We start from the raw sequence: 18,946 nt of genomic DNA, 5'->3' as shown, positions 1-18,946 counted from the left end.
CAGAGCCAAATGTGATTATAGTCGCCTCCATGGGCTGCCAACGCGCCCGATTCCCTACTCACCGGAAAGAACATCAAGGAGATGACCGTGAAGAATGCCGACCTGCTGGCCCGCAAGAACGCCGCCACCCCGCGCGGCGTTGGCGTGATGTGCGAGTTCTACGCAGCCCGCGCCGAGAACGCGGAACTGTGGGATGTCGAAGGCCGCCGCTTCATCGATTTCGCCGCCGGCATCGCGGTGCTGAACACGGGCCACCGCCACCCGAAGATCGTCAAGGCGATCTCGGATCAACTGAACCTTTTCACGCACACCGCTTACCAGATCGTCCCGTACGCGTCGTACGTCGAGCTGGCTGAAAAGATCAACGACCGCGCACCGGGCGACTTCCCGAAGAAGACCGCGTTCTTCACGACCGGCGCAGAAGCCGTCGAGAACGCAATCAAGATCGCACGTGCAGCGACCGGCCGCCCGGGCGTCATCGCCTTCGCGGGCGGCTTCCACGGCCGCACGATGATGGGCATGGCGCTGACCGGCAAGGTCGCTCCGTACAAGCTGAACTTCGGCCCGTTCCCGGGCGACGTGTTCCACGCGCCATACCCGAACGCCGTGCACGGCGTGACGACCGCCGACTCGATCAAGGCGATCGAGATGCTGTTCAAGGCCGACATCGATCCGAAGCGCGTCGCCGCGATCATCTTCGAACCGGTCCAGGGCGAAGGCGGCTTCAACCCGGCGCCGGCCGAGTTCGTGCGCGCGCTGCGCAAGATCTGTAACGAACACGGCATCCTGCTGATCGCCGACGAAGTCCAGACCGGCTTCGCGCGTACCGGCAAGCTGTTCGCGATGCAGCACTACGACGTGCTGGCCGACCTGATCACGATGGCGAAGAGCCTTGCGGGCGGCATGCCGCTGTCGGGCGTCGTCGGCCGTGCGGACGTAATGGACGCGGCAGCGCCTGGCGGCCTCGGCGGCACGTACGCGGGCAACCCGCTGGCCGTCGCATCGGCACACGCGGTGCTCGAGATCATCGACGAAGAGAAGCTGTGCGAACGCGCGACGCAACTCGGCGACGTGCTGAAGGCGAAGCTGAACGCACTGCAGGCCGACGTGCCGCAGATCGCCGACGTGCGCGGCCCGGGCGCGATGATCGCGGTCGAGTTCCTGAAGCCGGGCTCGGGCGAGCCGGATGCGGACTTCACGAAGCGCGTGCAGGCGCGTGCGCTCGAGCGCGGCCTGCTGCTGCTCGTGTGCGGCGTGTACTCGAACGTCGTGCGCTTCCTGTTCCCGCTGACGATTCCGCAAGCCGTGTTCGACGAAGCACTCGTGATCCTCGAGGAAGTGCTGAAGGAAACGGTCGGCGTGCCGGCCTGAGTTCCCGTCGACTTCAATTGAATGCGCCGCCGCCGTCTTCATGACGGCGGCGGCCGTTTCATCCGTCCTTTTCGAAGCAGGTGATTCATATGAGCACTGTTCAGGAAACCCTGGCACTGAAAGACCCGTCGCTGTTCCGCCAGCAGGCGTACGTCAACGGCGAATGGCAAGGCGCGACGAACGGCGAGACGTTCGAAGTCCGCAACCCGGCAACGGGCGGCCTGCTCGGCACCGTGCCGGCGATGGGCACGGCCGAGACGCGTCACGCGATCGAAGCCGCGAACGCCGCATGGCCGGCGTGGCGCAAGAAGACCGCGAAGGAACGCGCGGTCGTCCTGCGCAAGTGGCACGACCTGATGATGGAAAACGCCGACGACCTCGCGCTGATCCTGACGACCGAGCAGGGCAAGTCGCTGGCTGAAGCGAAGGGCGAAATCGGCTATGCCGCATCGTTCCTCGAGTGGTTCGCGGAAGAAGGCAAGCGCGTGTACGGCGACACGATCCCGACGCCGGCGAGCGACAAGCGCATCGTCGTGACGAAGGAAGCGATCGGCGTGTGCGCGGCGATCACGCCGTGGAACTTCCCGGCGGCGATGATCACGCGCAAGGTCGGCCCGGCGCTCGCCGCAGGCTGCCCGATCGTCGTGAAGCCGGCCGAGGCAACGCCGTTCTCCGCGCTCGCGATGGCCGTGCTGGCCGAGCGCGCGGGCGTGCCGGCCGGCGTGTTCAGCGTCGTCACGGGCGACCCGAAGGCGATCGGCGGCGAGCTGACGTCGAACCCGATCGTGCGCAAGCTGTCGTTCACCGGCTCGACGCCGGTCGGCCGCCTGCTGATGTCGCAGTGCGCGGCAACGGTCAAGAAGGTGTCGCTGGAGCTCGGCGGCAACGCACCGTTCATCGTGTTCGACGACGCGGATCTCGATGCGGCCGTGCAGGGTGCGATCGCATCGAAGTACCGCAACAGCGGCCAGACCTGCGTGTGCACGAACCGTTTCTACGTGCATGAAGCCGTGTACGACCAGTTCGCGCAGAAGCTCGCGGCGGCCGTCGGCCAGCTGAAGGTCGGCCGCGGTACGGAGCCCGGCGTCACGCAAGGCCCGCTGATCAACGAAGCGGCGGTGCTGAAGGTCGAGGCGCACATCGAGGACGCGCTCGCGAAGGGCGCGACCGTCGTGACGGGCGGCAAGCGCCACGCGCTCGGCCACGGCTTCTTCGAGCCGACCGTGCTGACGGGTGTCACGCCGGCGATGAAGGTCGCGAAGGAAGAGACGTTCGGGCCGCTCGCGCCGCTGTTCAAGTTCGGCAGCGACGACGAAGTGATCCGTCTCGCGAACGACACCGAGTTCGGCCTGGCCGCGTATTTCTACAGCCGCGACATCGGCCGCGTGTGGAAGGTGGCGGAAGCGCTCGAATACGGGATGGTCGGCGTGAACACGGGCCTGATCTCGAACGAAGTCGCACCGTTCGGTGGCGTGAAGCAGTCGGGCCTCGGCCGCGAAGGCTCGCACTACGGCATCGACGACTACGTCGTGATCAAGTACCTCTGCCTCGCCGTCTGACGGTTCAGGGCCTGGCGCGCCAGCGACAGGCCCTGACCGCCCGGCCGGAACCGGGCGGTCCGACGCGGGCCGGTGTCCCTCTCCGCCGTGCCTGCGTCATCTTGATATGCGCGATGTCGCTCCGTTCTGCGCACGCGATTTCGACGCCGTATCCGCCGATACGTCATATCGCGCACGAATTTCGTTCAAGTCTCATTTCCCATTTCACAGCAAGTCGCTAGGTTGAGCGCTCCGCCTCGATCCGGGTTGCTCGCGTATGCACACCTCACCTGACGGTCCGGCGTACAAAGAGCCCGCAAGGCGTACGGGCGGGTGACCTTCCCGCCGCACTCCTGGCATCGCTCCGCGTGCTCATCCAAACACGCTCACCGTTTCCACCACGCGCATCGCCTGCTGCCTCAGGCGCACCGATGCTGCCGCTTTCTGCTCGATCACCCTTCGCACCGGTTTCGATGGCCGTTTCACACCATCAAATTAAGTCGGACTACGAACCAGAAATCGTACTCGTTCTATAGACAGCGAAAAGCTCACCGGCCATTGTCTATGGCTTGTCCCCACACAACGCATCCGGGTCGATGGAAGAAGAACATGCGCCGGTTATCTCCGTTGAAGATGCCGCGATCGGTCAATGCGCGATGCATGACTCGAAGTCAGCCGAACAGGTCCTTACCAACTTCAATTGAGGATATAACCATGAGCCGACGGGCAGTGAGGATCGGCGACCCGACGACGACAGGCGGAATCGTCATCAGTGGTTCGTCAGATATGCTTAGCGAAAACAAGACCATCGCCGTAAATGGCGACAAGGCGACATGTGGAAACTGCGAGGGGATGTTTCCGATAGCTGGCAGCGCGGTGGGCGTGATATCCAACGGGCGATGTATGGCTTTGGAGGGCGACGCGGTGCTCTGCCCGTGCGGACAAAACCTTCTCATATCCGGCGGCGATTGCACGTTCTTTTACGAGGACGACGATGGCCACGGCGACGGCGACTACTACGCGGCAAACCCAACCACCACGCTTTCTTCGTTCGGGCCCAGGCGATATGGGCCTGCATCTGGCATCCATGACGAACAGTATGTGTTACGCGAGGCGGACAGCGGGCGACCTCTCGCGAATGTCCGATATCGGATTCGCCTATCGTCCGGAAAGATATTCAGCGGCGTGACAGACGCGACAGGCCACACGCAACGCATCACATCCGCGTATGCGGAATCGATCAAGTTCGAGATCGCGAGGAACGGAAATGTCGAATCCTGACGACTACGTGCTGGTACACGACACGGCCATGACGAACACAAGGCCCGGTTCCAAGGTGTATGTCGATATCAACACGAAGCCGATTTGCCCGAACATGAGCAATGAAGCGTTCAGAAAGATCGTGATGCGCGCGCGCGATGAAGCCGTCCGTCTGATTAATTCCCGTATTGCAGCACTAGCAAGATGGGACGCGAACGAACAGGCGCGCGTCACCACCTATTTTGGACGTGCTGATGCGCAGATTCGCAACACGTTATCGGCCGGTCTTCCACGATTGCGCTCCGCGATGCAAGAGCTAGTGCCAGAAAAAATTGTCCGATGGGACAGCGAAACCGGCAAGAATCTATCTTGCACAGTCGTACCTGACAGCGGTCAAAACCGTGCTGCCGTTTGCAAGCCCCACTCCAATAAACGAGTCGTTGCTATCTATTCGTCATTTTGCAGCGACCCGTTTGGCGAGTTGTATCATGAGGCGCAGATAAAGGTGCTAATTCACGAATGCACCCACTTCACCGACACATTCGATGCAGATGACGCCATGTATGGAAATAGCGAATCCGGAATGAAATTTTTTGCGATGAACAACCCGGACCTCGCCATTAATAACGCCGACAGCCTCACCGGATACATAGCAACCTTTGACAAGACGATCGAATAATGAATAAAAATTCTTTCAGATCCAGCGTTGCAGTCTGCGCGCTCACGCTGTCGTCAATGCTATTGACCTCAGCGGTGGCGTGCACGATCGGCGAGGAAGCACGTTTGCAACTTCCGCTCAACACGACCACGCTTTCCAATGCAGACAGAGTAACGATAGCCGATAGCGTTATCGAGGCAAAAAAATGGCCGAATGTTGAAATTCAAGCAATAATCATTGCAGGCGCTTTCGTTTACGAGAGGAACATCGAAAAACTGAAGGATATGCGTGGAGAAAACGCAAAGGAATATTTGCAACAACTTGGGATCAGTACCGATCACATCCTCATCGACAAAAAGACATTTTCCGATGAAATGATTACGCGACGACCGGACGGCACAATAAAAACAAATCAGCTCATCGTGGAATTTACGCCGATATGTAAAGGCAGCTGCGCATGGATGTGTGACGACCCTCGCGTGAAGCCACACAGCAAGCTCATCAATCGCTGACCACGGAGCGCCCGCGTATGCGGTGTTCTCATTCCAAAATGCCAGCAGTGTCGCCGGGTACGATATCGACGGTGACTCAGCTCGTGACCGCCCTCACGCTTGCGTTGAGTTGCGCACACACGGCGTTCGCCTGTGACGGCGCATCGAACATGCCCGCCCACTACATCGACATTGCTTTTAATGCTGATTCGAGCACGATTTCTTCGACTGAACTGTCGAGATTGTCCGCATGGTCGAGCGACATGCACAAGCGCTTTCCGATCATAGATACGGTATGGCTGATCGGACTGGCCGAACAAACCGAACTCGACGCGCAACAACTTGCAACGCGACGAGCGGAAAACGTGATGGCGGTCCTGGATCAGCATTCGATCCGTGGCGAGAAAAGCGCCTTGGCTGGGAAAATTTTCAAACCGGACGAGTTCAACCAATCCGGGCGACGCGTCGAAGTGAACGTTGGTCCGGGTTGCCCCAACCACTGTTGCCCGAACCTCAATCCCAAACCCAAGGTGCAATGACGTAGACGGCCAGCGCAGCGCGGGCCGTCTACGTCCCGCACCACACATCACCGAAACACGTTCACCGCCTCCACCAGCCGCGTCGCCTGCTGCTTCAAACTCTCCGACGCCGCCGTGCTCTGCTCGACCAGCGCTGCGTTCTGCTGCGTGATGTTGTCCAGATGCACGACCGCCTGATCGACCTGCGCGACCCCCGTGCTCTGCTCCGCCGTCGACGAGCTGATCTCCGCGATCAGGTCCGACACGCGCTTCACCTGCGTGACGATGTCCTCCATCGTCTTGCCCGCGCCGTCGACGATCCGCGCGCCCGATTCGACCCGTTCGACGCTCGCGCCGATCAGCGTCTTGATCTCCTTGGCCGCGTTTGCGCTGCGCTGCGCGAGCGCCCGCACCTCGCCCGCAACCACCGCGAAACCGCGCCCCTGATCGCCGGCCCGAGCGGCCTCCACCGCCGCGTTCAGCGCAAGGATGTTGGTCTGGAACGCGATGCCGTCGATCACGCCGATGATGTCGGAGATCTTGCGCGAACTCGCAGTGATGTCGTTCATCGTCGTGACGACCTCGCCCACCGCCTGCCCGCCGCGCTCGGCCGCGTCGCTCGCCGACACCGATAACTGATTCGCCTGCAGCGCCGTTTCCGCGTTGCTCGACACGGTCGCCGTCATTTCGGCCATCGACGCGGCCGTCTGCTGCACGCTCGTCGACGCCTGCTCGGTGCGCGCGCTCAGATCATTGTTGCCCTGCGCGATCTCGTTGCTCGCGCGCTGCACGTTCAGCACCTGTTCGCTCACGTCGTCCACGAGCCAGCGGAACATCAGCCCGAGCTGGTTGATCGTGCGCAGCGTCATGCCGATCTCGTCGACGCGATTCATCGCCACGCCGCTGCGGCTTTCGCCGGTCGCGACGCGCAACGCCTGGTCGCGCAACTGCATCAGCGGCCGCGCGATCTGCGCATCGAGCCACAGGCCCGCCGCCGCCGCGGCACCAGCCGCCACCGCAGCAAACGCGGCGAGCGCGCCGCCTTGCAGTCCGCATGCCCAGCCGCCGGCCACCACCACCGGCGCGAGCACGCACAGCGACGCATGAAGCCGCGCGCGCACCGACATCGTCTGGAACAGCGACATGAAGCCGGTCAGGCCCTTGCGGACAATCAACCCCTTGTGGAAATGCCGGTTGCCGGCGTTGCCTTCGCGGAACGCCTTGTAGAGCGTCTCGGCAGCGGCGATCTCGTCGCGTGATGCCTTCGTGCGCACCGACATGTAGCCGGTCGGCTGCCCGTTGCGCATCACCGGCACCGTATTCGAGCGCACCCAGTAGTGATCGCCGTTCTTGCGGCGGTTCTTCACGAGCGCGGTCCACGGCTCGCCGCCCTTGAGCGTCGCCCACATGTCGGCGAACGCCTCCTTCGGCATGTCCGGGTGCCGTACCACGTTGTGCGGCTGGCCTTCGATCTCTTCGGGGGAAAATCCGCTGACCTGGATGAATGCCGCGTTCGCGTAGGCAATGTAGCTGTTCGCGTCGGTGGTCGACATCAGCGTCGCGTCGTCGGGAAAATCGAATTCGCGTTGCGTGACGGGCTGGTTGTTGCGCATGGTGTGGAGCTCCGGGTAGCGGATCTTGCGCCCGCTTGTCGATTGATTCTCGACCCCGCGCATTGCGGTCGATCCGCATGCGCATTGGTCTGGCTCCTGCGCTTTCGGCAAATTCGGCGAAAACATTATGCCGTATTCGGGTAAATATGCATTAAAAATGCATCATCTTGTTTTTACCAAACAATTCGTTTATGGATGAAACTAAACACCAGGCCGGGCAAGGGTTTGACGGCCACTCATCAAATTATTCCTGACTTGATCATCCCGACTCGATTCAACGCATCGACACACAATCCCAAATACGAATATTTCTCGTTTGGCTCAATGTGCTGGAATCGAAAAGCCTGAATGCGCATCGCGCGCGTCAAACAGGATGCAACGCTTGGGCGCGCACATCGTATGCGCGCCCCGACGATCACCGGAACACGTTCACCGCATCCACGAGACGCGTCGCCTGCTGCTTCAGGCTCTCCGATGCCGCCGTGCTCTGCTCGACCAGCGCTGCGTTCTGCTGCGTGATGTTGTCCAGATGCACGACCGCCTGGTCGACCTGCGACACGCCGGTGCTCTGCTCGGCCGTCGACGAGCTGATCTCGGCGATCAGATCCGACACGCGTTTCACCTGCGCGACGATGTCCTCCATCGTCTTGCCCGCCTCGTCCACGCGCCGCGCGCCCGACTCGACGCGGTCGACGCTCGCGCCGATCAGCGTCTTGATCTCCTTGGCCGCGTTCGCGCTGCGCTGCGCGAGCGCCCGCACCTCGCCGGCGACCACCGCGAAGCCGCGTCCCTGTTCGCCCGCACGTGCCGCCTCCACCGCCGCGTTCAATGCAAGGATGTTGGTCTGGAACGCGATGCCGTCGATCACGCCGATGATGTCGGCGATCTTGCGCGAGCTGGCGGTGATGTCGCTCATCGTCGTGACGACCTCGCCCACCGCCTGCCCGCCACGCCCGGCCGCCTCGCTGGCCGACATCGCGAGCTGGTTCGCCTGCAGCGCCGTCTCCGCGTTGCTGTCGACAGTTGCCGTCATCTCGGCCATCGACGCGGCCGTCTCCTGCACGCTCGACGCGGCCTGCTCGGTGCGCGCGCTCAGGTCGTTGTTGCCCTGTGCGATCTCGTTGCTCGCGCGCTGCACGTTGTGCACCTGCTCGCTGACGTCGTCGACGAGCCAGCGGAACATCAGCCCGAGCTGGTTGATCGTGCGCAGCGTCATGCCGATCTCGTCGACGCGGTTCATCCGCACGCCGCGCCGGCTTTCGCCGGTCGCGACGTTCAGCGCCTGGTCGTGCAGCCGCTTCAGCGGACGCACGATCTGCGCATCGAGCCACAGGCCGGCCGCCGCCGCCAAGCCGACCGTCGCCGCGGCAAAACTCGCGAGCCCGCCGCCGGCCAGCCCGCATGCCCAGCCCGCGCCGACGACCGCCGGCGCGAGGACACACAGCGCCGAATGCACGCGCGCGCGCACCGACATCGTCTGCGACAGCGACGCGATGCGCAGCAGCCCCGTGCGGATCACCAGCCCCTTGTGGAACCGGCGCTGGCCGGCCTTGCCTTCGCGAAATACCTTGTAGAGCGCCTCGGCGGCGACGGTCTCGTCGTGCGGCGCCTTCGTGCGCACCGACATGTAGCCCTGTGGCTCGCCGTTGCGCATGACGGGAATCGCGTTCGCACGCACCCAGTAATGGTCGCCGTTCTTGCGGCGGTTCTTCACGAGCGCGGTCCACGGCTCGCCGCGCCTGAGCGTCGCCCACATGTCGGCAAACGCTTCGCGCGGCATGTCCGGGTGGCGCACCACGTTGTGCGGCTGGCCGACGAGTTCCTCGTTCGTGAAGCCGCTCACCTGCGCGAACGTCGTGTTGGCGTAGGTGATGATGCTGTCTGCATCGGTCGTCGACATCAGCGTGACGTCGTCGGGAAAATCGAATTCCTGTTGAGTGACGGGCTGGTTATTGCGCATGCAAGGCTCCGAAAGGCGGATCTGTCGTCCGCGCCGCGCTGAAATCACGCTCAGTAGCCGAAAAACGGTTTATCGCTTTACGACGGTCTTCATCTAGCTGTCGGCACATCGGGGAAAAACCTTACCCTTTTCTCGCATAAAATATTCAATTCGGCCGCCGCCATGATTTCGATCAAATGATTCGGCAATAATCGCCGCGCGTATTCATCCGCCCGTCACGCCACGCAGCCCGAACCCGCCGAGCGACATATCAATGCCGCCGACCGTTACACGCGGCGAAACGATTCCGTCTACCCCGCTCCATTCACCCGGCATTCGAATTCAATGAAAAAGGCATGGCACGAACTGAACCGGCTGTCCTGGAATAGGGCGACAGTCGCGCATAACAGTCATAAAGGCGATCAGGCCGCGTTTTTCCGCAAAGGCGGCTCGACGCTCTTTCCGGAAGAACGTGAGCTGCTCGGCGACGTCACCGGGCTGCGGCTCCTGCACCTGCAGTGCAACGCGGGGCAGGACACGCTGAGTCTCGTGCGCGACGGCGCGCATGCGACGGGCATCGACATTTCCGACGAAGCGATCGCCTTCGCCCGGCAACTGTCGGCCGACGCGGGCCTGCCCGCGCGCTTCGAGCGCGCCGACGTGCTCGACTGGATGCCCGAGGCTGCCGCGCGCGGCGAGCGCTTCGATCGCGTGTTCACGTCCTACGGCGCGATCTGCTGGCTGTCCGACCTGCACGCGTGGGCGCGCGGGATTGCCGCGCTGCTCGCGCCGGGCGGCCGTTTCGCGATGGTCGAGTTTCATCCGTTCGCGCTGTATTTCGACGCACACTGGGCGCCGCGCTACGACTATTTCAAGACCGACGCGACCGAGGAGCCGGCGGGCGTCGGCGATTACGTCGCCGCATCCGGCACGGGGCTCGGCGCACAGCACGACCATCCGGGCGTCGTCGATTTCGCGAACCCGCATCCGAGCTACGAGTTCATGTGGGGCATCGGCGAGGTCGTGAACGCGCTCGTGTCGGCCGGGCTCGCGATCGACCGCCTGACCGAATATCCGTATGCGAATGGCTGGAAGGGCTTCGACGGCATGCGTGAGCTGGACGGCCACCGGATGGTGCCGCCCGATCACCTGCCGCGCCTGCCGCTGATGTATGCGATCGCCGCGCACCGGGCGGCCGCATGACGCGCCGCACCGCCGCCGAACGCGACGCGCTTTGCCCACGCCCGCTCGCACGCGACGAGGTGCCGCTCGTGTGGACCATCGACCGGCGCGAGATCATCGAGCACCTGTATGTGCTGCGCGACGGCGCGCTGCATCTCGTGCCCGAGTTCTACGACGTCCGTGGCTGGCCGGATGGCGAAGCCGACCACTACACGCCGATCCTGCTCGACTGTCACGATCGCGGCGGCTGGTGCGTCGGCATGTTCGACGGCGCACGGCTCGTCGCGGCGGTCGTCGTCGACAGCCAGCCGCTCGGCCCGCACCGCGACATGCTGCAGCTGAAGTTCCTGCACGTGAGCCGCGACTGGCGCGGCTGCGGGATCGGCGAGCAACTCTATCGCGCGGCCCGTGAACAGGCGCGCGCGATGGGCGCCGCACGCCTGTATGTATCCGCGACACCGTCGCAGCGCACGATCGACTTCTACCTGCGACTCGGCTTCACGGTCAGCGCCTCGCCCGACCCGGCGCTGTACGCGCTCGAGCCCGAGGACATTCATCTGGAAAGCCCGGCCGCCTGACGCACCGGCACGCGGGTGAAGCGTAGAATTTCCCGCTTTGCCACCGCCGCCATCAGCCATCGGCCATCGTGGCATCACGGAGAGCGAAATTGCAGAACGAAGCGCAGCCGCCAGCCATGCCGAAGATCCTCGTCAGCATGTGCGTGGTCGGTCATCCGGTCCGTTACAACGGCTCGGCCAAGACTGCCGCGCACGACGCACTCGAACGGTGGCAACGCGAAGGGCGCCTCGTGCCCGTCTGCCCCGAACTGGCCGGCGGCTTCAGCGTCCCGCGCCCGCCCGCCGAAATCGCCGGCGGCGAATCGGGGCAGCAAGTGCTGTCGGGCGCCGCGCGCATCGTTGACGTGAACGGAACAGACGTGACGGCGCCGTTCGTATCGGGTGCGCACACCGCACTGGCACTCGCGCGCACGCACGATTGCCGCTTCGCGATCCTGGCCGACGGCAGTCCGTCGTGCGGCAGCACGTTCATTTATGACGGGAGCTTCGAAAACCGGCGGCATGCGGGCGCCGGTGTCACGGCGGCATTGCTGCGCGAGCACGGTATCGAAGTGTTCGCGGACACCGAGATCGACGCGCTCGAGGCGCGCCTCGCGCAGTTGTCGCAGGCCGGTTAACGACAATGCGCGGCACGAGAATCCTCGTGCCGCGCATCGTTTCGTATATGGCGAAGCGGTAACCGCGCCGCTTCGCCGCGAGACGCGGATCAGACGCGTTCGATCGCGATCGCGATGCCCTGGCCGACGCCGATGCACATCGTGCACAGCGCAAAGCGGCCGTTCGTGCGATGCAGCTGGTACATCGCGGTCGTCACAAGACGCGCACCCGATGCGCCGAGCGGATGGCCCAGAGCAATCGCGCCGCCGTTCGGGTTCACGCGCGGATCGTCGTCGGCGACGCCGAGCATGCGCAGCACCGCGAGACCTTGCGAGGCGAACGCCTCGTTCAACTCGATCACGTCGAACTGGTCGATCGTCATCCCGAGCCGGGCGAGCAGCTTCTGCGTGGCCGGCGCGGGGCCGATGCCCATCACGCGCGGCGCAACGCCAGCCGTCGCAATCCCCAGCACGCGGGCGCGCGGCGTCAGGCCGAAGCGCTTCGCGGTTGCTTCGTTCGCGAGCAGCAGCGCGGCGGCGCCGTCGTTGACGCCCGACGCGTTGCCGGCCGTCACCGAGCCGTCCGGGCGCACGACACCCTTGAGCTTGGCCAGCGTTTCGAGCGAGGTCTCGCGCGGATGCTCGTCGCGCGACACGATCACCGGATCGCCCTTCTTCTGCGGAATCGTGACCGACACGATTTCCTCGGCGAGCGTGCCGTCCTGCTGCGCACGCGCGGCCTTCTGCTGGCTGCGCAGCGCGAACAGATCCTGGTCGGCGCGGCTGATGTTGTAGTCGACCGCGACGTTCTCGGCCGTCTCCGGCATCGAATCGACGCCGTGCAGCTGTTTCATCAGCGGATTGACGAAGCGCCAGCCGATCGTCGTATCGTAGATGTCGGCCTGGCGCGCGAATGCGCTCGCGGCCTTGCCCATCACGAACGGCGCGCGCGTCATGCTCTCGACGCCGCCCGCGATCATCAGCGCGGCCTCGCCGGACTTGATCGCACGGGCGGCCACGCCCACTGCATCCATCCCGGAACCGCACAGGCGGTTGATCGTCGAACCCGGCACGCCCTGCGGCAGCCCGGCGAGCAGCGCCGACATGCGCGCGACGTTACGGTTGTCCTCGCCGGCCTGGTTCGCGCAGCCGTAGATCACGTCGTCGATCGCCGTCCAGTCGACGTCGCGGTTGCGCTCGACGAGCGCCTTGAGCGGCACCGCGCCCAGGTCGTCGGCGCGCACGCCGGACAGTGCACCGCCGTAACGCCCGATCGGCGTACGGATCGCATCACACAGAAAAGCTTCGGTCATCAGTGTCTCCGGTCCCAGGACAGGCTGGGGAATGAACAGGGCGCCCCCCTTGCATTGCCCGCCGGGATGCGCTTAAATGTTCTATATACGAACATAAGATCGTGTATCGAACGTTCAACGCATCATAGGGAGTGCGGGGACGACCTGTCAAGCGCCCGGTCCGCCGGGCGGTTGGCGTGTCAGGCCCCATGCGCTATCTTCTCGGCTGCACGATATTCCCATCGCTCATGACAACCGAAGACACTCAGACGAAACCCGGCGACTCCTATGTCCAGTCGTTCGCGCGCGGCCTCGCGGTGATCCGCGCATTCGACGCGGCCCGTCCGGAGCAGACGCTCACCGAGGTTGCCTCGGCCACCGGGCTTACGCGCGCGGGCGCGCGCCGGATCCTGCTTACGCTGCAGACGCTCGGCTACGTCGAAGCCGACGGCCGGCTGTTCCGGCTCACGCCGAAGATCCTCGAGCTCGGCTTCGCGTACCTGACGTCGATGCCGTTCTGGAATCTCGCCGATCCCGTAATGGAGCAACTGTCCGCGCAGATCCACGAAAGCTGCTCGGCGGCCGTGCTCGACCGCACCGAGATCGTCTACGTGCTGCGCGTGCCGACCCGCAAGATCATGACGATCAACCTGTCGATCGGCAGCCGGCTGCCCGCGTACTGCACGTCGATGGGCCGCGTGCTGCTGTCCGCGCTCGACGATGCCGCACTCGACGAAACGCTCGCGCAAAGCGGCATCCGCGCGCACACGCCGCGCACGATCACCGACCTCGGCGAACTGAAGGCGGCGATCGCACAGGTGCGCCAGCAGGGCTGGGCCGTGGTCGACCAGGAACTCGAAGTGGGGCTGATGTCGTTGTCCGCCCCGATCCGCAACCGGCGCGGGCAGATCATCGCGGCGATGAACATCAGCGGCAACGCGCAGCGGCATACCGCGAAGCAGATGGTGAAGGAGTTTCTCGGGCCGCTGCAGCAGGCCGCGCAGACGGTGTCGGAGCTGGTGGCACGGCGGGGGTGAGCGCAAGCTGTCACACTCGGCGACGATGAAACCGTCGCCGCCCCGCTGGTTCTTCGACAGGGGCGGCGCGGCATCGCCTCCCGGCATCGTCGTTAGTACCCGCCGGCAATGATGTCGTTCCGACGCAGATCGATACCCTCCGCAAAAACCAACGTGGCCAGGCGTATCGGAGCGCGCCGCTATCGTCGCAGCGGCCTGACGCGAGACTCCAGCATGCGTCGCGTGTTCTCCAATTCTCGTTGCAACAACTCGGCATCCGGCAGCATGGTTCGATAGTTCGCTGCCATGACCTTGGTGGGCAAGCCCTCCAGCGCATACCGCGCGAGTGCGTGCCCTTTGTCGGCGCAGAGGATCAGCCCCACCGGCGGGTTCTCCTCGGGAAGCGTCCAGTGCGCCTTGGCGTAGTTGCAATACAGGTGCATCTGGCCCACGTCCGCATGGGTCAGGCTGCCGAGCTTCAAGTCGACGATGACGAGACAGCGCAGCCGGCGATGGAAGAACAGCAGGTCCACCCGATACCAGGTCTGGTCGATACGCAACCGGCGCTGACGCCCGACAAAGGTAAATCCCTCGCCGAGCTCGATCAGAAGATCTTCCAGCCGCGCGATCAGCGCACCTTCAAGGTCGGACTCCGAATACTCGTCCTTAAGGTCCAGAAACTCCAACACATAAGGATCTTTGATCGCATCGTCGGGCGTGACGGCGTCCGCGGGCTTGCGTACCTTGCCCTTGACCAGCATCGAGGCCTTGTCCTTGGACAGCGCCGTGCGCTCGTAGAACTGGCTGCCGATCTGCCTGTCGAGCTGGCGCACGCTCCATCCCCCACGCAGCGCTTCGGCCTCGTAGAACCGGCGGGCCTGGTCGTCCTTGACCGACAGCAGGCGCACATAGGCCGACCACGGCAGTGTGAAGCACTGCGCCAGTTCGTCGAGCCTCCTCGGGTATACCGGCGCATGGGATGATTCGCCAGACACTGTCTGGCGAATTGGCCAGGTCAGGAAGAATGACCGCATCTGCTGCAGGTTCTGGCGACTGAACCCGCGACCGAACCGCCCAGTGAGATCGTTCGCCAGCCGCTCGATCAACTGCTCGCCGTATCCCGCACGCCGCCTCCCTTGCTGCTCGGCCTCCACGATGCGGCGGCCAATTTCCCAATAACTCGCCGTCATCAGCGCATTGACTGTGCGGGCCGCCGCATGGCGCGCGACTTCGAGCAATTCGACAATGCCACTATGGACGCCGGCATAGCCGGCCGGCACGACAGCTTGTTTCGCGGTTGTCATGGAAAGCGTCCTGTTGCCCATGCAGTCACCTTTGCGGAACACGGAGGTGACCACGCCACACAATTTAGTGACGGGGCAAGACTCGGTCTATCTGACACGAACGAAATTGCGCTGCGCCTGTAGGACACCATACCGCTCACATGCCGATCACCATGCTCATTCGCACCGGCACCGTGCTCGTCCCACGCTCGCCGCGCCTCATGCCGCCTCGGCGAACGCATCCGCGCCGCGCACGTTCAGCGGTGGCACCGAGGGCTTCAGAGTTGGCGACAACGAGCGGTTGAGCAAGCGCCGGATACCCGCCGTCGACAGCGACTAGCCACCGCCCGCTCAAACCAGTGGTTGCGCACGCTCGTCTACGACCTGTTTCACGACCTTCGCCACAGTGCGTTGCCGTAGACGCACCGAAAAAAAACGGGCAGCCCAGGGCTGCCCGTATCAACTCCACTTGGTTACAACGTTCTTCTCACGGAACACGGAGCGAACCCCGCGCCGCACAATTTAGTGACGCACGGAAACACGGTCAATTTGACAAGAACGAAACTGCGTCGCACACCGGTAGGACACCGCGCCGCTCACGCGCCGAGCAACATCCCCTTGCGCACCGGCACCGTGCCCGTCACGCGGCCGAGCGGCGCGCCGGCCGTCACGAACCGAATCGCGCGACGCATGTAGAACACGCCGTCGGTCCCGCTCGAGATCGTCGTGATCGCATCCGTCAGCGGATCGACGATGTCGAACAGCGGATCGCCGGCACGGATCGTCGCGCCGATCGCCGCGCGGTGCACGAGTATTCCGCTCACCGGCGCATGGAACTGCTCGCTGCCCGCGAGCGGCGTGGCCGGTGCGGCGAGCGGCGGTAACGGCTTGCGTTCGCCGTGTACCGCACCGCGCCACACGAGATAGTCGACGAGCGCATCGGCATCGCGCTCCGCGTATTCGTACGTCACGTCGCGCTGGCCGCGGCACTCGACCGTCACGGCCACGGTACCGGCCGCCATCGGCGTGCCCGCCGGCAAGTGCTGCCGCAACTGCGACCACAGCAGATGATGCGCATCGTCGAACGCGTGTCCGCCCGAATCCTCGGCGAGCAGCGACACCTCCGAGCCAAGATAACGCGCGAGCGGCTCGACTTCCGGCCATGCGGTATCGCTCGTGTACACGTGCATCACCGCTTCGAGCGAACAATGCAGGTCGATCACGACCTCGGCGTCGAGCGACAGCTTCAGCAGCGCGAGCTGCAGCGCGTCGAACTCGGTGCGCGGTGCGATCTCGCCGAGCGCCGCGCCCACGCATTCGCGCACGATCGCGCGATTGCGTTCGCCGTCGTCGCCGAGCCTGTCGCGCGCACGCGCGGCGATTTCCGCGAGCGGCAGGAAGCCGCGATTGAAATTGCGGCCGCTCGCGAGGTCGAAACGACCGATGAAATGCCCGAGCAGATGGTGATTGAGACCGACCGGGTTCGCGACCGGCACGAGCACGATCTCGGCCGCGAGCCGGCCTTCGGCATCGAGCTGCGCGAGACGCCGCTTCAGCACGAACGCCGCGAGCATCGCGGGCGTCTCGTCCGCGTGCAGCGCGGCCTGGAGGTAGACCTTGCGGCCGGCGTCAGCCGGCCCGAAATGAAAGCTCGTCAGCGTGCGCTGCGTGCCGATCGACGGCGACAGGAGCGGCGTGGTGCGAATCTGCATCGATGGTCTCGAACGAAATGAAGACGAAAAAGGGGGGGAAACGGCGGAGTGACTCGACGCTCAGTCGCCGTACGGGTTGAAGTCGAAATACTTCTTCGCGATCCGGTCGTACGTGCCGTCCTTCAGCATCGACGCGATCGCGCCGTCGATCGACGCCTTGAGCGCCGTATCGGACTGCCGCATGCCGATGCCGACGCCACGATCGCCCATGTCGAGCGGTGCGCCGACGAACGCGAAGCCCTTGCCCTTCGGCGTGCGCAGGAAGCCGTAGTCGGCTTCCACGGTGCCGAGCAGCGCCGCGTCGAGGCGGCCGTTGACGAGATCGGCGAACACGTCGTCCTGGCTCTTGTACGGCACCACGCTGACGCCGGCCGGCGCCCAGTGCGCGAGCGCCCACGATTCGAACTGCGTGCCCGACTGCACGCCGACGCGCTTGCCGGCCAACGATGCGGTCGTGCTGTCGACGCTGCTCCCGGGCCGTGCGACGAGCCGCGACTTGAAGCGGAACAGTTTCGACGAGAACAGGATCTGCTTCTCGCGCTTCTCGGTGATCGCCATCGACGACAGGATCGCGTCGATCTTGCGCGCCTGCAGCGCCGGAATCATCCCGGAGAATTCGAGCTCGATCCACTGGCAGCGCAACTGCGCGCGGCGGCAGATCTCGTTGCCGAGATCGACGTCGAAGCCCTTCAGGCTGCCGTCGGGCGCCTTCGAATCCATCGGCGGATAGGTCGGATCGATGCCAAGGCGCACGGGGCGCGCATCGAGTGCGTGCGCGGCGCCGGCCGCGAACGCAAGGCATAAGGAGACGAGCGGAAGGAAGGTGCGTTTCATGGTCGACGAAGGACGGGACGATGGGCAAACGGCACGAGCCGGACTGCCTGCGATCGTAGTGCGCACGCGCCGCCGCCGGAATCGCCCGCTGCCTTATCATGATCACTTTTCCCGATCACCGGCCCTGCGCTTGCCCATGGCGTTCACGCTCTCCCAGCTCCGCATCTTCCAGGCCGTCGTCGAGCACGGCAGCCTGCGCGCCGCCGCACGCGCGCTCGATCTCGCGCAGAGCGGCGTCACGCAGCAGTTGCAGAGCCTCGAGGCGACGCTCGGCGCGACGCTGTTCACGCGCACCAATCGCGGGATCGTGCCGACGGCCGTCGGCCAGCGGCTACTCGCGCGCTCCGGTTCGATCCTCGGCGAATGCGAACAGGTCGAGCGGGAAATCCGGCAACTGAGCGGCGCGTACGAAGGCACCGTCACGCTCGGCCTAGTGGCCGAACCGCTGATCGACGCGTTCGCGCCCGTGCTGAGCGCGTTCCGCGCGCGCTTCGACAAGGTCGACGTGCATCTGCGCACCGGCACGTCGCGGATGATGATCGCCTGGCTGCGGGAAAGCGCGGTCGATTTCGCGATCGCGCTCGTCGCGAAGCAGACCGACACGACCGATCTCGCGGTCACGCCGCTGCGTGCTTCCGCGCCGGTGGTCGTGTGCCGCAACGGGCATCCGGCGATGCATGCGCAATCGCTCGCCGAACTGGCCGACTACGCATGGGTGTCGACGCGCTCGCCGAACCTGAGCGCCGACCCCGTCGTCAACCGGCTGCTCGCGTACTTCGACGTGCACGGCCTGCCGCCGCCGAAGATTCTCGCCACCGTCGAAGGGATGTTCGAGACGCTGCAGCTCGTTACGCAGACCGACTGCCTGTCGCTCGAAACCGAAGCCGTGACGCGGCACGGGCCGTTTGCCGGCGCGCTCGCGAAGGTGCCGGTGCGCGAACAGGCCGAATCGCAGGACATCTGCCTGCTGCAGCGCGCGGCCGTGCCGCTGACGCCGGCCGCGCAGGAACTCGCGACGATGCTCGCGTCATACCTGAGGGTCGTGCGCGGGCGGTAAGCGCGGAT

Annotated in this window: 17 protein-coding genes; 11 read left to right on the top strand and 6 right to left on the bottom strand. The window is 64.6% G+C overall.

Annotated features, from left to right (window positions below):
* Positions 1-81: 81 nt before the first annotated feature.
* The 6 genes from G3N61_RS11360 to G3N61_RS11335 all read left to right on the top strand — a co-directional run bounded on the left by G3N61_RS11360 (position 82) and on the right by G3N61_RS11335 (position 5,857).
* On the top strand, positions 82-1,371 hold the full coding sequence (locus tag G3N61_RS11360) for a 4-aminobutyrate--2-oxoglutarate transaminase (RefSeq protein WP_043180957.1): 1,290 nt from the start codon (positions 82-84) through the stop codon (positions 1,369-1,371).
* A gap of 89 nt (positions 1,372-1,460) precedes the next feature.
* Positions 1,461-2,930: an NADP-dependent succinate-semialdehyde dehydrogenase gene (gene gabD / locus G3N61_RS11355; protein ID WP_021156413.1), complete on the top strand. Its 1,470-nt coding sequence runs from the start codon at positions 1,461-1,463 to the stop codon at positions 2,928-2,930.
* Positions 2,931-3,623: 693 nt separating this feature from the next.
* On the top strand, positions 3,624-4,190 hold the full coding sequence (locus G3N61_RS11350) for a PAAR domain-containing protein (protein ID WP_205822423.1): 567 nt from the start codon (positions 3,624-3,626) through the stop codon (positions 4,188-4,190).
* Entirely contained in the window at positions 4,177-4,848 is a 672-nt protein-coding gene (locus G3N61_RS11345) for a M35 family metallo-endopeptidase (RefSeq protein WP_205822422.1), read from the top strand. Before G3N61_RS11350 ends, G3N61_RS11345 begins: the two co-directional genes overlap by 14 nt.
* A complete protein-coding gene (locus G3N61_RS11340; protein WP_241017697.1) occupies positions 4,848-5,339 on the top strand; it encodes a hypothetical protein in 492 nt (163 codons plus the stop codon). Before G3N61_RS11345 ends, G3N61_RS11340 begins: the two co-directional genes overlap by 1 nt.
* A gap of 71 nt (positions 5,340-5,410) precedes the next feature.
* Positions 5,411-5,857, top strand: coding sequence for a hypothetical protein (locus G3N61_RS11335; RefSeq protein WP_346778567.1), 447 nt, complete (start codon positions 5,411-5,413; stop codon positions 5,855-5,857).
* 47 nt (positions 5,858-5,904) lie between these two features.
* Here G3N61_RS11335 and G3N61_RS11330 read toward each other — a convergent pair whose 3' ends face one another.
* Both G3N61_RS11330 and G3N61_RS11325 read right to left on the bottom strand, forming a co-directional pair.
* The gene (locus G3N61_RS11330) at positions 5,905-7,449 is read right to left on the bottom strand and encodes a PAS domain-containing methyl-accepting chemotaxis protein (RefSeq protein WP_089451848.1); all 1,545 of its coding nucleotides are present in this window, start codon (positions 7,447-7,449) and stop codon (positions 5,905-5,907) included.
* Between the two features lie 415 nt (positions 7,450-7,864).
* Positions 7,865-9,409 (bottom strand): PAS domain-containing methyl-accepting chemotaxis protein, encoded by a 1,545-nt coding sequence (locus G3N61_RS11325; RefSeq protein ID WP_089451779.1) that lies wholly within the window; start codon positions 9,407-9,409, stop codon positions 7,865-7,867.
* Positions 9,410-9,733: 324 nt separating this feature from the next.
* On the opposite strand from G3N61_RS11325, the gene G3N61_RS11320 reads away from it, so the two are divergent.
* From G3N61_RS11320 to G3N61_RS11310, 3 genes are all read left to right on the top strand, one after another.
* The gene (locus tag G3N61_RS11320) at positions 9,734-10,591 is read left to right on the top strand and encodes a class I SAM-dependent methyltransferase (protein ID WP_205822420.1); all 858 of its coding nucleotides are present in this window, start codon (positions 9,734-9,736) and stop codon (positions 10,589-10,591) included.
* A complete protein-coding gene (locus G3N61_RS11315; protein WP_205822419.1) occupies positions 10,588-11,148 on the top strand; it encodes a GNAT family N-acetyltransferase in 561 nt (186 codons plus the stop codon). The genes G3N61_RS11320 and G3N61_RS11315 overlap by 4 nt, the downstream gene beginning before the upstream one ends.
* Positions 11,149-11,237: 89 nt before the next feature.
* Positions 11,238-11,765 (top strand): DUF523 domain-containing protein, encoded by a 528-nt coding sequence (locus tag G3N61_RS11310; protein WP_205822418.1) that lies wholly within the window; start codon positions 11,238-11,240, stop codon positions 11,763-11,765.
* 89 nt (positions 11,766-11,854) lie between these two features.
* On the opposite strand, the gene pcaF is transcribed toward G3N61_RS11310, so the two are convergent.
* Entirely contained in the window at positions 11,855-13,057 is a 1,203-nt protein-coding gene (pcaF, locus tag G3N61_RS11305; RefSeq protein WP_043180967.1) for a 3-oxoadipyl-CoA thiolase, read from the bottom strand.
* A 227-nt stretch (positions 13,058-13,284) separates the two neighbouring features.
* Between pcaF and G3N61_RS11300 the strand changes: the two genes are divergently transcribed.
* On the top strand, positions 13,285-14,073 hold the full coding sequence (locus tag G3N61_RS11300; RefSeq protein ID WP_043180969.1) for an IclR family transcriptional regulator: 789 nt from the start codon (positions 13,285-13,287) through the stop codon (positions 14,071-14,073).
* 179 nt (positions 14,074-14,252) lie between these two features.
* Here G3N61_RS11300 and G3N61_RS11295 read toward each other — a convergent pair whose 3' ends face one another.
* From G3N61_RS11295 to G3N61_RS11285, 3 genes are all read right to left on the bottom strand, one after another.
* The gene (locus tag G3N61_RS11295) at positions 14,253-15,356 is read right to left on the bottom strand and encodes a PDDEXK nuclease domain-containing protein (protein WP_205822417.1); all 1,104 of its coding nucleotides are present in this window, start codon (positions 15,354-15,356) and stop codon (positions 14,253-14,255) included.
* Positions 15,357-15,931: 575 nt separating this feature from the next.
* A complete protein-coding gene (locus G3N61_RS11290; RefSeq protein ID WP_205822416.1) occupies positions 15,932-17,047 on the bottom strand; it encodes a succinylglutamate desuccinylase/aspartoacylase family protein in 1,116 nt (371 codons plus the stop codon).
* Between the two features lie 60 nt (positions 17,048-17,107).
* A complete protein-coding gene (locus G3N61_RS11285) occupies positions 17,108-17,881 on the bottom strand; it encodes a transporter substrate-binding domain-containing protein (RefSeq protein ID WP_089451773.1) in 774 nt (257 codons plus the stop codon).
* A 136-nt stretch (positions 17,882-18,017) separates the two neighbouring features.
* Between G3N61_RS11285 and G3N61_RS11280 the strand changes: the two genes are divergently transcribed.
* Positions 18,018-18,938 carry a LysR substrate-binding domain-containing protein gene (locus G3N61_RS11280; protein ID WP_043180975.1) on the top strand — a complete coding sequence of 307 codons (921 nt, stop codon included), beginning with the start codon at positions 18,018-18,020 and terminating at the stop codon, positions 18,936-18,938.
* Positions 18,939-18,946 lie beyond the last annotated feature (8 nt).

It is taken from the genome of Burkholderia sp. Ac-20349 (assembly GCF_017104865.1).
In the GTDB taxonomy this organism is placed as follows: domain Bacteria; phylum Pseudomonadota; class Gammaproteobacteria; order Burkholderiales; family Burkholderiaceae; genus Burkholderia; species Burkholderia aenigmatica.
The sequence above is the reverse complement of the archived record's forward strand: the minus strand, read 5'-3'. Positions and strand labels throughout refer to the sequence as shown.